Source organism: Phytohabitans aurantiacus (assembly GCF_027923225.1).
In the GTDB taxonomy this organism is placed as follows: Bacteria; Actinomycetota; Actinomycetes; order Mycobacteriales; family Micromonosporaceae; genus Phytohabitans; species Phytohabitans aurantiacus.
This window is the reverse complement of sequence record NZ_BSDI01000083.1, coordinates 15,360-28,753: the sequence shown is the minus strand read 5'-3', so window position 1 is coordinate 28,753 and position 13,394 is coordinate 15,360. Positions and strand designations below refer to the sequence as shown.

Sequence of the window (13,394 nt, the reverse complement as noted above, 5' to 3'; positions counted from 1 at the left end):
ACAACTTCGCCGGCAGAAGCTTGAACACCCAGCGGTGGTGGGTGTATAACTCGCCGACCAAAAAGCCGCCGCGCTCCCCAGCCGCATTGAGCGTCGGCGGCAACGAACTCCGCATCAGGGGTGGATTCGACGGTGACGGCAAGGACATGTCGGGAGGTTTGCAGTCCTCTTGGGCCCAACTCTACGGCAGGTGGGAAGCGCGTTTCCGGGTGGATCTCGGAGCTGGCTATTCCGCAGTGGTTCTGCTGTGGCCGGAAACCGACCAATGGCCGACGGACGGGGAGATCAATCTGGCTGAGGCCAATCGTGGCAATCGGCAGACCGCGCTGAACTATCTGCACAACGGCCCCTCTGATCTGAAGTCGGGCAAAACGATGCATGCCGATTTCACCAAGTGGCACACCGTGGCGGTGGAGTGGCTACCGGACCGCGTGACGTTCTTCCTGGACGGTGTCGAGCAACGAACCGTTAAGGCCGTACATACTCCGGGTAAGCAAAATCCCGTGCCGAGTACCTCGCGAATGAACCTGGCGCTCCAGCTCGATGTCGGTTGTGACGGGTTCATCCAGTGCAGGGACGCTGACACCCCGGCCTCGGTGGTCATGCACGTCGACTGGGTCAAGATCTACCGGGCGAGTTCCTGACCGGCAAATCTCGTTCTCACGGTCAGCCGCAGGTCGGTTCGAAATCCACACCCTTTACATGGACCTTCCAGGCCGTCTCGTCGAAGCCGTCACCAACCAGCCGGCAGGCCTCCTCGGCCAAGCGCCCACGCAGCTCGGCGAGCTGCGTGAGGTCCCACAGCGCAACCGAACCGCCGGGACGTAGCGCCGCGATGACAGTCGCATCGCCGCTAACGGCCACGGCCGGGACCGACTCCGGCAAGACGATCGGGTCGCCGAGCCGTTGTGGCGAACGAGAATCCGCCAGATCCCAAAGAATCAGAGACTGATCATCCCCCGCGGACACCAGAATCGGGCTGGCCGCGGAGGAGGCGAACGTCCGTACCCCACCGCCATGCCCGGTCAGGGACTGGCCGGCGGGCGCCCGGACGGCCATGTCCCAGAGTGTCACGACGCCGTCCCGGTCTCCGGAGATGAGGTAGGGCGGATCTGTGCCGGACGGCATGAAGAGGATGACCGAGGGCTGGCGGCTGCCCGACTGGAGCGGTTCAAGCCGCATCGGCTGCTCGCGGTCCGTCATGTCCCAGGCGGTCAGCGGTCCTGTGTCACCTGCCGCCACCAGAAACTTGCCGTCCGGTGAGAAATCGACGGATCGCAACTCGCCTTCGCCGTGGCGGCTTAGCGATCCACCCCCCAGGAGGCGAGGACCGCCCTCGTCAAGGGCCCAGACACGGACCTCGCCGCCGGCGCTGGCGGCGGCCACACTACGCCCGTCGACCGAGGCGGCGACCGCCATCGCCGATTGGCGCAGGCCGGTCAACGGCGGACCGGCGCTGGCGCCGGTCCGCAGGTCCCACAGGATCACCGCGCCGTCTCGATACCCGACAGCCAGAAACGTGGTGCGGGGCACGAACGCCACCGACATCGGCGGCGGCGGGTCCGCGCGGACGAATGGTCGGCCGGCCTGGCGTGGCAGTCCGTCGGAGGTGGCGACATCCCACACTTGAACCGTCTGATCGGCGACCACCGCGAGCCGCCGCCGGGAGTCCGGCGCGAACGCGAGCGACCTGGCCGGTTGAGCGAGCCCGGATGTCAGCGGTTCAAGCGGCTTGGGCTGGTAGCGGTTTCGGACCCGCCAGAGCATCCCGTCACCGTCCCGGCTGCCTGTCGCTAGGCGTTGGCCGTCAGGCGAGAACGCTATCGCTCGGACGTGCCACCGGTGGCCCGACAGGCGCGCTCCCACGCGCTCAGGCAGACCAGGCCTGGAGAAATCCCACTGCAGTACCGTGTAGTCGTCACTGGCGGAGGCGAGAATCTTCCCGTCAGGGGCGAACGCCAACGCTCCGACGGCTGCCCGGTGCCCGGTGCTCGGCATGGGCAACCGACGCGGCCGCTCCAGGTCGTCGACGCGCCAACCCAGGATGGTGTTGTCGCCAAGGCCGGCGACAAGCGTCGCGGATACCGGCGAGAAGGCAATCGACTCGACCGACGTGCTCCGCCCCACCACGATGGTCGGCAGCCCTTGAGGTGAGCGGGCGTCGGCGCCCAGGTCCCAGAGCGTTATGACACCGTTGCCGGTTCCCGCGGCAAGGATTCGGCCGTCGGCGGAGAACGCCACCGAACGCGCCCAACTCTCGTTGAGGCCTGCAGCGACGGTCGACACCCGCGCCAGTACCTGCTCTCCGGCCAGCCGCCACAGCGCCACCACCCCGTCTTCGCCGCCGGCCGATGCGATCAGGCGGCCGTCGCGAGAGAACACGACAGACGACACGTCGCCGCTGTGCGCGACTTCGCTGTCGGGGAGGCGCCGGGGAGGACCAGGCTCTCCGATGGCCCACATCGCGATGGCTCCGTCGCCCTTCCCGACGACGAGGGTCCGGCCGTCTGGGGAGAACGCGACAGACCGCGGTGCCGGGCGGAAGACGGCAAGTGCATCACCCAAGCGGCGGGGGGCTCCGTCTTGGGAAACATCCCACAGGAGAACGGCTCCGTCGCCGCCGACGGAGGCGAGCGTGCGGCCGTCGGCGGAGAACGAAACGCCATTGATCGCGCTGCCCCGGTTGCCCGTCAGCGTTCCCAGGAATGGGCTGGTCGTCAGTAGGTTCAGAAGCGTGGACGTGGCGACGCCGTCCGGCTCGATGCGGTGTGCCGCCAAGGCGAGCTGCAGCGCTGTACGGGGGTCACGCTCCCGAAGCGCGGCAGCCTCCAGCGCGAGTTGACGTACGGTGGCGATCCGCGCCTGCCGGTCCGCCTTCCGCTGCTGACTGGATGCGTAGACTCCCGCCCCGACCACGCCCACGAGCAGTGCGACCAGCGCGATCGAGGCCACCGTCAACCGCCTCACCAAGCGCTGCCACCTGCGTAGCTCGCTGCGCTCCGCCGCCTCGCTGGCTTCGAGGAACTCCCGCTCGATTCGGTCGAGTAGCGGCCCACGGTCTTTCGCGACCGCCCGCCCGTCGGCGAGGAACTTGCCGCGAGAGAGCAAGCCCGGATCCCGCTCGCCGGCGGCCCACGCCCTCGCCGCCTCGGTCAGCCGCTGATGGGCGAGCAATCCCACCCGGTCGGCATCTATCCAGTCCGACAGACGTCGCCAAGCCCGCAGCAATGCCTCGTGTGTGATCTGAACGGTGTCGCCGGTAATCGTGAGTAGCCGCGCATCCGGTGCTGCGAACGCGTCCCGGGCCGCGGTCAGCAACCTGACCTCTTCGGGATCTCGCCCGGCCACCAACTCGCGGAAGTCGATCGCCCGCCGGCTGTCGTCGGTCCGGTTCCCGACCTGCACCATGCTGAGCAGCAGTTGGCAGGCGGCGCGTTGCGCTGGCCGCTCGCCCGTGACGGTCGATTCGGCGCCGTCGGTGCGAGGGCTTTCGGCATCCAGGGCGTTGTAGATCTCTTCGGCGCGTTGGGCGACGCTGCTCCAGATCCCGCCGGTGGCCTCGTACGACTCCAGGGTCAGCCAGCCATCCGGACTACGCCGCTGCCACGTCGCGAGAAGGGCGTAGGACAAGAGAGGCAAACCGTCAGGCCGCAGTGACCGGACGCTGCGCAGTAACTCGGCAGGCAACAGGTGGCCGCTGCCGCCCTTCGAGGGTTCGGTCAATGACCGTGCGACGGCGTCGTCGGTGCGTGGGCCGGTGCTCAGGTCTTGTAGTAGGCGGTTCGAGAAGCCGGGTGCCAGCCGCAGACTCGCTCGCTTGGCCGGCCCTTCGATGGCCTCTCGCAGCTCGGCTTCGTTCATCGGCACGACGACAACCGGCCGTTCGACCGCGGGACGCAGTTCGGCGAACGTCAAGCAGTTCTGGAAGAAGTCTGCCCGAACCGCGAGAACCACCATTGCCAAGGGCTGTTCGGCGCTCGGGCCTGACCGCACGATCTTATCCAAGGCTCGAACATATGCGAGCCGTTCATCGGGATCGACACGCGGATCGAATACTTCCTCGAACTGGTCCACAACGATCAGGAGCCGCCGGTCGACATCGGCGCCGGTACGCCGTCCCACAATTGTCCTGACAACGGCAACTGGATCTTCGAGGAGCTGTTCTCTGGTCTCTGCCTCGGGCATTTCGGTGAGCCGCGACACGGCCTCGGCCAGTGTCGCGACGGGATGCGTCCCAGGCATGACCACCAGCCTCCGCCACTCGTTGGCGCCGGGCAGATCTTGATGACCTTGCCGCAGGGCGGGGAGCAGCCCCGCCCTCAGCAATGACGACTTACCCGATCCCGAGGAGCCGACAACCGCGATCAGGCCCGGGTCACGCAAGCCTTGTGAAAGTGCGTCGAGCAATCTGGATACCAGAGTTTTCCGCCCGAAAAAGAATTCGCTGTCCTCCTCTTCAAATGCCTGCAAGCCCTGGTACGGCGCCCCATCGTCGTTCGAGTGCGGCGCCACTGCCGGCAAATCCCGTGGCTCGGAGACGTAGGCACCGTTTCGCACGAGAACGATCGAGCCGCCGCGACCGCTTTCGAACTCCTGGGGATCGGCAACTCCATGAAGTACCCGCGCAACGAAGCTGTAGGCGTGCCTAACGGTCAGGTACCTCGGCCCCTTCGGATCTCCGTTTCGAAGGAGATCGATGATCGCGCCGGTGAGGGCCGTGTGCCGGTGGCCGGGCGGGGCGAAGGCCTGGCTGTTGCGCCCGGTCGCGGCAAGCAGGTATGTGCCGGACGACGTGGCGGACCCGAACGCGCTTCTTTGGAGGGATCCAATCAGGACATCCGCACGAGCCGCGTAACAACAGTCGAGAATCACAATGACCGAGGCCGGATCCGTGACGCGGGCCAACTCGTCCCGGATCCCGTCGTAGGGCAACGTCGGCGTGCCGAGACGGATATCAGAGTCGATCGTGCCTGATGTGGCGAGATGCAGCTGCCCATTGTGTCCGATCAACCCGTGGCCCACGAAATAGAAGAGCAGCACACCGCCCGCCTGGTGGCTGTTGACCGCACCATGAACGGCGTCACCGATCACCGTCCCATCCGGTGGATCGATCAGGCGGTTGATCTGATCGGGGTGGACTCCACATTGATCCACCAGCGTCCGATAGAGGTCATCGACCGAACGCCGCACTGCAGGCTCATCATTCAGCGGCTTGGAGCCTGCCGGAGCCCGATATCCGGCTTCGGGACGCCGGTGTGTAGCCACACCGACAAGGACGACCCGGGTGCCCGGCCGGCGCAGCGCGGACAGGCTCACTCGTCCAGGTCTTCGTCTTCATCCGCGCGCGAGGCCGCGTCGGAGGTGACACCATCGCCTTCGGCGTTGAGTCCCAGCAGAGCGTCCTTCTCGAAGAAAGTGGTGAGTTCCTGAAACAGCGCACGTAATTCGGCATCGTCTGCTTGGCGCACGTTCGTCGCCCTCAAACGGATCTTGACGTCGCCGTCTCGCGTAATCGTGAGCTCCCGATCACCAACCCGAAACTTGATCCAGGTGACCAGCACGGATGCGAGAGCGGTGGCCAACGCGCCGGAGGTGACCACCGCGATCACGGCGTCCGTGATCGGCCCTAGGGCCCCCGGTTCCATGGGCCTTTGCCTAAGGCTCACATGGGCTCCCAGCCCGCCGTCGATCAATTCCTCACGCAAAGAAAGCAGGTCGTCGACCACCGACTCTTCGTCAGCGGTGATCGTCACCATCAACAACCTCCGTCGTCGTCCCTATTCAGCGGTGCTCATTATGCTGACGTTTCGCACCGTGATGCTGACGCGAACATGACAGATCCACACACCGCCCGGTTCGGCGGTCACTACCAGAACACACCCAGGACCGGCCGTCGGCATCATCTGGCAGATGACTCGGAGGGCTGTACCGTCACCCCGCAGAAAATCCTGAGATTTTCCGGCTATCGTTCGGCATCCCTGGCGCCCCCGAAACCTGGCCGTTGTCCGCGCCCGAGCAGGAACGCCGGCTTGCGGCAGATGCGAAACGGATCTTGCTGCCGACGATCAGCCTGTTCTGGAGAACCGACTGATCCAGGTGCGATACCAACCGATACAAGCCGCTCCCCGCCCCGCCTCCGCCTCCGAAGGGCGCGCAGATTCAGAGCGACCCGGCACTGACGCAGCCGATACCACCCTTGCGACGCGCCCTCCCAGCATCACCTCAGCACCGCGACATCCCGAACCTTGCGCCTACAGGGACAGCTGCCGAGCGGGCAACTTCTCAGCGCCGGCGGGACCACCTTCGACGCCGACGACGACATGACCAACGAGTTGGGCTACGCGACCGGCGAGGCCGCCGGCAACCGGCTCAACTTTCCTGGCGTCAATACGGTCGAGGTGAACCCAACCGAGGCAGCGCAAACCATCGTTGTGTTCCTTGCGCCTGAGACATTTAGGCCGGCCAAACTCGTCCTTACCGACAACAGTGAACCCATCAAAATTCGAAGGCGAGGCGGTCGAGGCCTGGAGCGCTATTCAGAACGTCTGATCGTCCACTGTGGTCAGGGCCACGGGTGTCACTACAGGTGACGGCGGCCGCCCCGGTGTAGATCACCTGGTTGTGTGGACCAAAGAGATCAACGAGGGGCAGCCGCCGCGCTGTCAGGCTATGACCGGACTACGCGGCGATCAAGTCACCGACCTCGTCAGCGGCGTGTTCGACCTACTGGACGGGGTATGGCAGCCAATACGCGGACGGCGGCGGGCGCTCGGCCTGTACCGGGCGGCGGTGCTGATCTTATTCCTGATGCGCCGTAACGAGGCCCAAGCCGTGGCCGCCGAACTGTTCGGCTGCTCCCAGTCCACAGTGTCACGGATCGTGCGCCGGCTGCGGCCACTGCTACGCCAGGTCACCGCGGACTTCGCCGGCCAGATACGCCAGCAAGCCCAACGATCGGCGGTGCTGGTCGACGGTCCAGTAACCGGTGTTTCGTGCTATGTGTCACGACCGTCGCCCTCTCGGCCACAGAAGGCCCTGCTGTACCTCCGCGCGGGTCCGTGCGTGCCTCGCTCGTTCGTCTGGTTGTCCGACAATTACCGGACTCGAGCCTTGATTGTCAGTAAGGTGCGACTGCACAGGTCGATGTCCCAATTGGAATGGATACGATGCGTAGAGTACCAGCCGAGGTGTGGCTCGGAGCTGCGGTCGCAGTCTTTGGATTCGGCGCGATGTCGTCGTTCTACTATCTGTATGGCTGGACGATTCAGCCCGATCTGTTTCACTTCCGTAGTGCGACGTTCGGCGACGGAATCTTCTTGCCGTTGGCGGCCGGACTACTCCTGTGTCTGGCTCGGAGTTTGGGCGGCGGTCGATCCGACTGGCTCGCCGCCGGCGGTGCGGCGTTTCTTGGTGGCGCGGCCGGAACCATCGTAACGCTCCGGGCGCTTGCCGATCCGACTCCAGCGCTCAACTGGACGATGCCGGCACCAGGAGTCCTCAACGCCGCTGGCTTGTACCATGCGGTATTCCTGTCGCTTTGCAGCGCGCTCATCGCTGGCCTACTCGGACTCGTGCTCATACGCATGAATCGGTTGGGACGCCGATCCAATGACGCCGTGCAACGTTACGTCGCGTCGCCGCAGTGGGTCGGTGCGCTTGCTGCACTGTTGAGCTTTGCCGGATGTCTGGCCGCGGACAACCGCGGTGGAACGACAGCAGGCGAACTCACCGCCACGCTGGTTGTCGGTATCGCCGCCATCGCCGTGCTGGCGGCGATGCCGCTAATCACCCGTGCCCGGCCCGCGGTGTGCCTAGCCGCCACGCTGACGGCGGTCATACCGGCCGTCTGCGTAGCGATCCTCGCGGCAAGTGACCTAAACATCACCGCACATGTGGTCGTTCTTGCTGTGATCGCCATCGCAGGAGCAGTAGTGATCGCGGCTCAGCACGGCATCGTCTCGGAGCGGGCGTCAAACGGGTCACTGTGGCTGCTGGCCGCAATCAGCGCCGCGCCGCTGCTCTCGTTCGCCGCAGCGCCCGTCGCACGCGACCGGCCAAACCTGGCGAGTCTTGCTGCGTTCCTGGTGCTGGCCGCGACACTGCTGCTTCTCGTGCTCGTGCTTAGCGGTCTCCTGGAGCGGTACGTCAACGGCGAGCGCCCGGCACGACTCACGCTTCGCGACCTCGGCGGCGCGTCGCTGGCCTGGGTGTTGACTAGCTTTGCGGTGTTCGCAGTCTGGCTCATTGAGGAGATCCAACTCAGCGGCAACGGCGCTTCCCTGATCCTGCTCGTCGTCTCTCTGGCCATCCTCAACTGGGCGTCGCCGCTGCTGCGCAATACCTACCACGCGTTCGTACGCCTAGAGGAGCAGGCCACCACGCCCGGACGAGCACCGAAGGATCATTCGCGGCGTTCGTCCATAGTAGGGGCCTATCTCTTCGCGACCGGTGTCGCGGGCTTTGGATGCTTGTTGCTGCTTACAGTCGCCATAGCCAAGCCGAACAACTTCGAATCCGGCCGCCCGGATCGGACCCTGCCGGACGCCGTACTCATCGCTGGCGCCGCGGCGGTACTAGTGGCCATCTTGGCGATGCGATGGTCACCCCAAGCGCAGCGACGCCGGAGCGCGGCGGCTTTGATGCTTCTCGCCATCACCATCTGGCTCGCCGCCTTGTACAGTAACCTGTCCTTGCGCTGGTACCAGGCGCTGCTTGTCATACCACTCGCGGCTCTGGCCGGCATCTGGTCGTTTGAGAGCGTCAAGGGCAATGGTGCGTTGTTGCAGCGCAACGATGCCAGCCTCGTCCAAGTCCTTCTCGCACTGGCAGTCGGCGCCTCCACGTTCACGACGGTGCTCTGGCCGGCGACCTCCGGCCTGATCACCGACGGCGACCCAGCAACCATCTACTGGTCGCTTGCCGCAGTCTTCTGGTGCTACGTGGTCAATTTCATCCTCGTCGTCGCCGTCGTCAAGTCCTGCTTTCCTGGCCCGACGCACGACGTTGAGGGAACCAGCTACAGCGCGACCGCTGGTACGCAACAAGACCACGGTCTCGTCTCGGCGTTGACCCTCCTGCTGGTATGGCTACCGGCGTTCGTGATCGCACACGTGCCCCCGAGCGCACCTGAGCGATGGACATCCATCATTGTCATTCTGTACGGCCTGCTCTTCCTGCTTAGCTCGGTGTACCTCTGGGTCATGCGCTACAACACACGGCACGCAGCGTATCGGCGCCACCGGCATCACGGTGGCACGTTCGACGACTGGCACAGTGATAGACGCTTCCCGATGCTGCCGTTTGACCGGCTACGCCGGTCGCTACGCATCGTCACTCGCCGGCGTGCTGACAATGCAAGCGATGAGGAGTGGATTGAGATACTTGAGGACCATACAGCGCTTCAGAACCTCGTCGCCATGACCTTCGTCGTTATCGCCATCATTCCGGTCGTGCCACTGCTCAACGAGATTCGCCTCCGCACACCCGATTAATACGGAAGCCTGGGTTCGATATGTAGATGCGGGTCAATGGAGGATGTAACCCCGGCGGCGGTAGTGGCTGCTCTGGGCGCGAGCTTGGTGTCCACCACCAAGCTGACTGTTGCGTGCCGGGGATCAGTTCGCGGAGAGGTGTACTACCACGCCGGCTGGCTGCGGCTCGAACCCATCTGGCCAGGCAGTGGCCTGGTCGGCCAGTGCACCCGTCGAGGCGTGCTCCGTCGAGTTTGGCTTCTCGCAGTGAGGCGCCTTCCATATGTGCTCGTTGCAGCAGCGCGCCGGTCAGCTCGGCTCCGTCGAGGCTGGCGCCGGCGAGGTTGACCCCCTGCAGGTTCACATCGGTCAGGTCTGCGCCATCCAGGCGTGCCTGCGGCAGCCAAGCCCTACTCAGGTGCGCTCCTTCCAGATCAGCACCGACGAGGTACGCCTTTGACGGATTCGCTCGGCGTAGATCCACGCCCAGAAGCCTGGGGCGACTCGCCTTTGGGTTGCATCGCCCGTCGCGCCAGCACGGTGAGGGCCGCCTGAACATCAGTGGCCCTCGTGACCAGATGAGGTAGGTCGCTATCCTCCGGCACCGGGCGCGGAGGACGCCCTTCCCTGATCGGGCCACGGCGAGTGCTGACGGATGTAGGAGCCGAGGACTTCAGCGATCGTGGCGGCGTCGGCTGGCGAGTCCTTCGCGATGCGCTCCAGCGCGTAGATGCCGCCCAATCGGACGACGAGTTGGTCGCTACCGAGCTGATCCGTCGCCCGGGGTGAACCGCTCCGTGATCTGACCCTGCTGGGCGATCATCAGCTGGTCCTGGCCGGAGCTGGTTAGCGGTTGCCCGGAGGTTGTGCTGGAGCTGCTCGCGGCTGACCCGGAACTGACGCCAGGTGACATAGGCGCCAAGCAGGAGCACCATCCCGCCCAGGCCCTGCAGAATGAGCTCCCGCTCGTCGTTTTGCGCCTGGATGGCATCCGCGGCGTCTCCGAACGCGCTGCGCGGCGCGAGGTAGGCGGGCAGCACGACGACCGCCACGGTCAAGACGACCAATGCGGCGACAGCGAGCAGCAGCCCCACAAGCTGATGGTGCACAACACGAAACCCGGACCGTTGATCCATAGGCGTATCGTGGCGCCTCCACTAAATCCCAACCAGGACCAGGACGGCAGCCCAGGTCCGTGATGTAGATGGTCGGCGATGGGCCGCGGCAGGTTGGGTCTGATCGGTGTGCCTGCGGACGCGAGGACAGCCGCCGGTTGATCATCGATGACTTGTGGAGACAATCGAATATCGTGCGGGGCCGCTGTGCACAGACCGGATCCCGGCGCGGTGGGTGCTGTCGCATCGGGCAGGGCTGCCGGCCCTCGACGGTCCCCGTTCATTGGCCGACCTGGCGGCGCGGAACTCAGTCACCGCGGCGATCGCCGCCCAGGCACCGGCCTGGGAGCCGGGAACCGCGCACAGGTCCACGCTTTCACCTACGGCTGGATCGTCGGCGAACTGGTCCGGCGGGTGTCCGGACGCAGCATCGGCGCGTTCTTCCGGGACGAGATCGCCGACCCGCTCGGCCTCGAATGGATCGGGCTCCCCTGCCGACCGGCAGGGTCAGCCGGATCGTGGCGCCGCCGCCGGACCTGCCGGCCGTCGACCGGTCCGCGTTGATGGTGCGGGCGCTGCGCCCCATCGACGAGCCGCTCGACCTCAACCGGCCGGACCTACGGCCGCCGAGATCTCGGCGGTCAACGGGGTGAACACCGCCAGCGCGCTCGACCTGTTCTACGTCGCGCTGCTCGGCCCGGTCGACAGTCACCGCATACTCGGCCCGCATACCCTGGCCGCCGCGACCGCCGAACAGGCCGCCGGACCGGACTGGATCCTGTACGGGCCGACCCGGTGGGCGCTCGGCTTTGGCCTGCCGACCCTGGACATGCCGTGGTTCAAGCCGACGCTGTTCGGCCACGCGGGTCACGGCGGGCGCTCGCGTTCGCCGTCCCGGCGAGCGGGCTGGCGTTCGCGTGCCTGATGAACCGGCTCCACACGACGACGGACCCGGACCTGCGGGCGAGCAACCCTGGCCACCGCGGCGAACGCGGCGGCGGCCAGATCATCACGTCCGGAGTGACGTTCTCACGCGCGGCGGCGGCGGACGATGACGACCGCCACGATTCCCGCAGCCAGCACCACGGCGCCGAGGACCCAGGTCCATGAACCCGCGGCGGTGGCGCGTTCGGCAGTGGCGTCCGATGCCGGCGCCGACGGCTGCGGGGTGCCGCGCTGGATGAACGGCGTGGTCAGCTCCCGGCCGGCGACCCACAGGGTGAGCAGGCGGACGCCGGGCCGGACCGGGCCGCTCGGCCGGACCGTCACCGACGCGTCCTGGTCGTTGTCCTCGACGATGGCCGGCGTGCCGTCGATCTCGGCGCCGAACGCGGCCGCGCTGCTCACCTTTCCGCCGTAGTACGCCTGCACGTCGACGACGTCGAGGGTCCCGCCCTCGTCGACGTCGAGCGGCGGCATGAGCATCGCCACGTCGTCGAACCCGGGGTTGGTCCACGGCTGGTCCATTGCCGTCGTCCAGGATCCGTCCGGTCGGCGGCACGACATCGTCACCCGCAACGGGCGTGGCTCCGGGTCGCCGAGCGGGACGACGGCGAGAAACTCGGCGGGACCGGCCCGCAGCACGGCCCCACCCGGGCCCTCCTCGTCGCCTGGGGTGTGGTCGGGCTTCGGGTCGCCGCCGAACACCGTTACGTCGTCGACGGCGAGGGTGATGTCGGCGGCGAGCCGTTCGACCTCGGTGGCGCCGCCGGCGGCGGTCGTGCACGCGGCGGCGTCGCGGACCCACCACACGACTGCGGGCGCGCCCGGGTCACCCGACACCGGCGCCGCCACGAACGTCCGGTACGCGTCGGCGGACAGCGCCCTGGCGTCCCGGCCCGGCGTGACCGCGTGCGGCGTGGCCGTCAACGCGACGGCCATCGCCAGGCCCGCGGCCCGGACCTGCCGGCCGCGGGTCTCGAGGTGCCGGGTCTCCGCCCGGACGGTCGACTCGAGCCGTCGGCGCCGCCATAGGTAGAGCCGGTCCGGTACTGGCGGGCCGCTCTCCCGCAGTTGCAGCAACTGGTCCTGGACCTGCCGGCAGTCGTGCTCGCCGACCGTTTCGGTGCCGTCGACCCGGGACCGCCACAGCCGCACGATCTCGGCGTCGAGCCGGGCCACGCGGCGGGCCTGGTGCAGGTGCTCGCGCAGGGCCTCGACGAGCCCGTGCACCGGGGCGAGCAGCGGTGCCACGACCGCCGCGACGAGGTCCGGGACGCCCAGCGGGCCGAAACCGCCGACAAGCACGACACCGCCGCCGAGGACCCCCAGCGTGCCGGCGAGGACTGTCGCCCATTGGCGGTGCAACGGCGCGCTCCACGAGACGTTCGCCCGCTGGCACAACAGGATCGCGGCGATGCGGTCCTGTTCGTCGACCGGCGGGTACCAGGCGGCCAGGCCTGCGTCGGAGTGCCGGCGCCGGTACCGGGCGGCGCACCGGGCGACCTGCGCGGTGGCCGGCCGTTCGGCCAGGAGCCGGTTCCACGGCAGCCCGAACACGTAGGTGTCGAACTCCTCCTGGACGGCGGCGGCGGACTGGCGCCGGTCCCGTTCCCGGCCGCCGGCCAGCACGGCGAGGACGAGCAGGCCGACCCCGGTGGCGAGTCCGACCGGTAGCCGGACGGACTCCAGCACCAGCGCGAGGACGACGGTCGCGGCCGCTCCGGCGGTGACCAGCGTGGCTCGCGTCCGGCGCAGGAGCTTGACCTCGTTGTAGGTGGCGCGTTGCGCGGCGAGCAGGTCGATGGCGTGCCGGTCGGCGTGCCGCGCGGCAATCGTGGCGGTCACTTGCACACCTCCTGCCGTGGGG

General features: G+C 67.1%; 10 protein-coding genes and 2 pseudogenes. 8 read left to right on the top strand and 4 right to left on the bottom strand.

The annotated features are described in order from the left end of the window. The first annotated feature begins 41 nt into the window (after positions 1-41). The gene (locus QMG73_RS43060) at positions 42-644 is read left to right on the top strand and encodes a glycoside hydrolase family 16 protein (RefSeq protein WP_281905505.1); all 603 of its coding nucleotides are present in this window, start codon (positions 42-44) and stop codon (positions 642-644) included. Between the two features lie 22 nt (positions 645-666). Here QMG73_RS43060 and QMG73_RS43055 read toward each other — a convergent pair whose 3' ends face one another. Both QMG73_RS43055 and QMG73_RS43050 read right to left on the bottom strand, forming a co-directional pair. Next, positions 667-5,265, bottom strand: a complete 4,599-nt coding sequence (locus tag QMG73_RS43055) for a caspase, EACC1-associated type (RefSeq protein WP_407676941.1) — start codon at positions 5,263-5,265, stop codon at positions 667-669. A 47-nt stretch (positions 5,266-5,312) separates the two neighbouring features. Next, the gene (locus tag QMG73_RS43050; protein ID WP_281905502.1) at positions 5,313-5,756 is read right to left on the bottom strand and encodes an effector-associated constant component EACC1; all 444 of its coding nucleotides are present in this window, start codon (positions 5,754-5,756) and stop codon (positions 5,313-5,315) included. Positions 5,757-6,320: 564 nt separating this feature from the next. Here QMG73_RS43050 and QMG73_RS43045 point away from each other — a divergent pair. From QMG73_RS43045 to QMG73_RS43040, 3 genes and pseudogenes are all read left to right on the top strand, one after another. Next, on the top strand, positions 6,321-6,590 hold the full coding sequence (locus QMG73_RS43045; RefSeq protein WP_281905500.1) for a hypothetical protein: 270 nt from the start codon (positions 6,321-6,323) through the stop codon (positions 6,588-6,590). 79 nt (positions 6,591-6,669) lie between these two features. Further along, a pseudogene (locus QMG73_RS46550) lies at positions 6,670-6,900 on the top strand (transposase family protein); the annotation flags it as partial. A gap of 329 nt (positions 6,901-7,229) precedes the next feature. Beyond that, positions 7,230-9,491, top strand: a complete 2,262-nt coding sequence (locus QMG73_RS43040) for a hypothetical protein (protein ID WP_281905499.1) — start codon at positions 7,230-7,232, stop codon at positions 9,489-9,491. Here the strand turns inward: QMG73_RS43040 and QMG73_RS46545 are convergent. After that, the gene (locus QMG73_RS46545) at positions 9,460-10,029 is read right to left on the bottom strand and encodes a pentapeptide repeat-containing protein (RefSeq protein ID WP_407676939.1); all 570 of its coding nucleotides are present in this window, start codon (positions 10,027-10,029) and stop codon (positions 9,460-9,462) included. The two genes, QMG73_RS43040 and QMG73_RS46545, sit on opposite strands and share 32 nt — an antisense overlap. 307 nt (positions 10,030-10,336) lie before the next feature. Here QMG73_RS46545 and QMG73_RS43030 point away from each other — a divergent pair, with 307 nt between their 5' ends. From QMG73_RS43030 to QMG73_RS43015, 4 genes and pseudogenes are all read left to right on the top strand, one after another. Further along, positions 10,337-10,669, top strand: a complete 333-nt coding sequence (locus QMG73_RS43030) for a hypothetical protein (RefSeq protein ID WP_281905496.1) — start codon at positions 10,337-10,339, stop codon at positions 10,667-10,669. A gap of 91 nt (positions 10,670-10,760) precedes the next feature. Further along, positions 10,761-11,056, top strand: a pseudogene (locus tag QMG73_RS43025) (serine hydrolase domain-containing protein); the annotation flags it as partial. 5 nt (positions 11,057-11,061) lie between these two features. Further along, positions 11,062-11,238 carry a hypothetical protein gene (locus QMG73_RS43020; RefSeq protein WP_281905555.1) on the top strand — a complete coding sequence of 59 codons (177 nt, stop codon included), beginning with the start codon at positions 11,062-11,064 and terminating at the stop codon, positions 11,236-11,238. Next, positions 11,235-11,510 carry a hypothetical protein gene (locus tag QMG73_RS43015; protein WP_281905494.1) on the top strand — a complete coding sequence of 92 codons (276 nt, stop codon included), beginning with the start codon at positions 11,235-11,237 and terminating at the stop codon, positions 11,508-11,510. The genes QMG73_RS43020 and QMG73_RS43015 overlap by 4 nt, the downstream gene beginning before the upstream one ends. A gap of 104 nt (positions 11,511-11,614) precedes the next feature. Here QMG73_RS43015 and QMG73_RS43010 read toward each other — a convergent pair whose 3' ends face one another. After that, positions 11,615-13,372, bottom strand: coding sequence for an S-4TM family putative pore-forming effector (locus tag QMG73_RS43010; protein ID WP_281905492.1), 1,758 nt, complete (start codon positions 13,370-13,372; stop codon positions 11,615-11,617). Between the last annotated feature and the right edge of the window lie 22 nt (positions 13,373-13,394).

Bases quoted from the DNA above. Each gene is read 5' to 3' on its own strand.
- QMG73_RS43040 (WP_281905499.1), top strand. From the start codon at position 7,230: ATGTCGTCGTTCTACTATCTGTATGGCTGGACGATTCAGCCCGATCTG.
- QMG73_RS46545 (WP_407676939.1), bottom strand. From the start codon at position 10,029: ATGTTCAGGCGGCCCTCACCGTGCTGGCGCGACGGGCGATGCAACCCA.
- QMG73_RS43050 (WP_281905502.1), bottom strand. From the start codon at position 5,756: ATGGTGACGATCACCGCTGACGAAGAGTCGGTGGTCGACGACCTGCTT.
- QMG73_RS43020 (WP_281905555.1), top strand. From the start codon at position 11,062: ATGGATCGGGCTCCCCTGCCGACCGGCAGGGTCAGCCGGATCGTGGCG.
- QMG73_RS43045 (WP_281905500.1), top strand. From the start codon at position 6,321: ATGACCAACGAGTTGGGCTACGCGACCGGCGAGGCCGCCGGCAACCGG.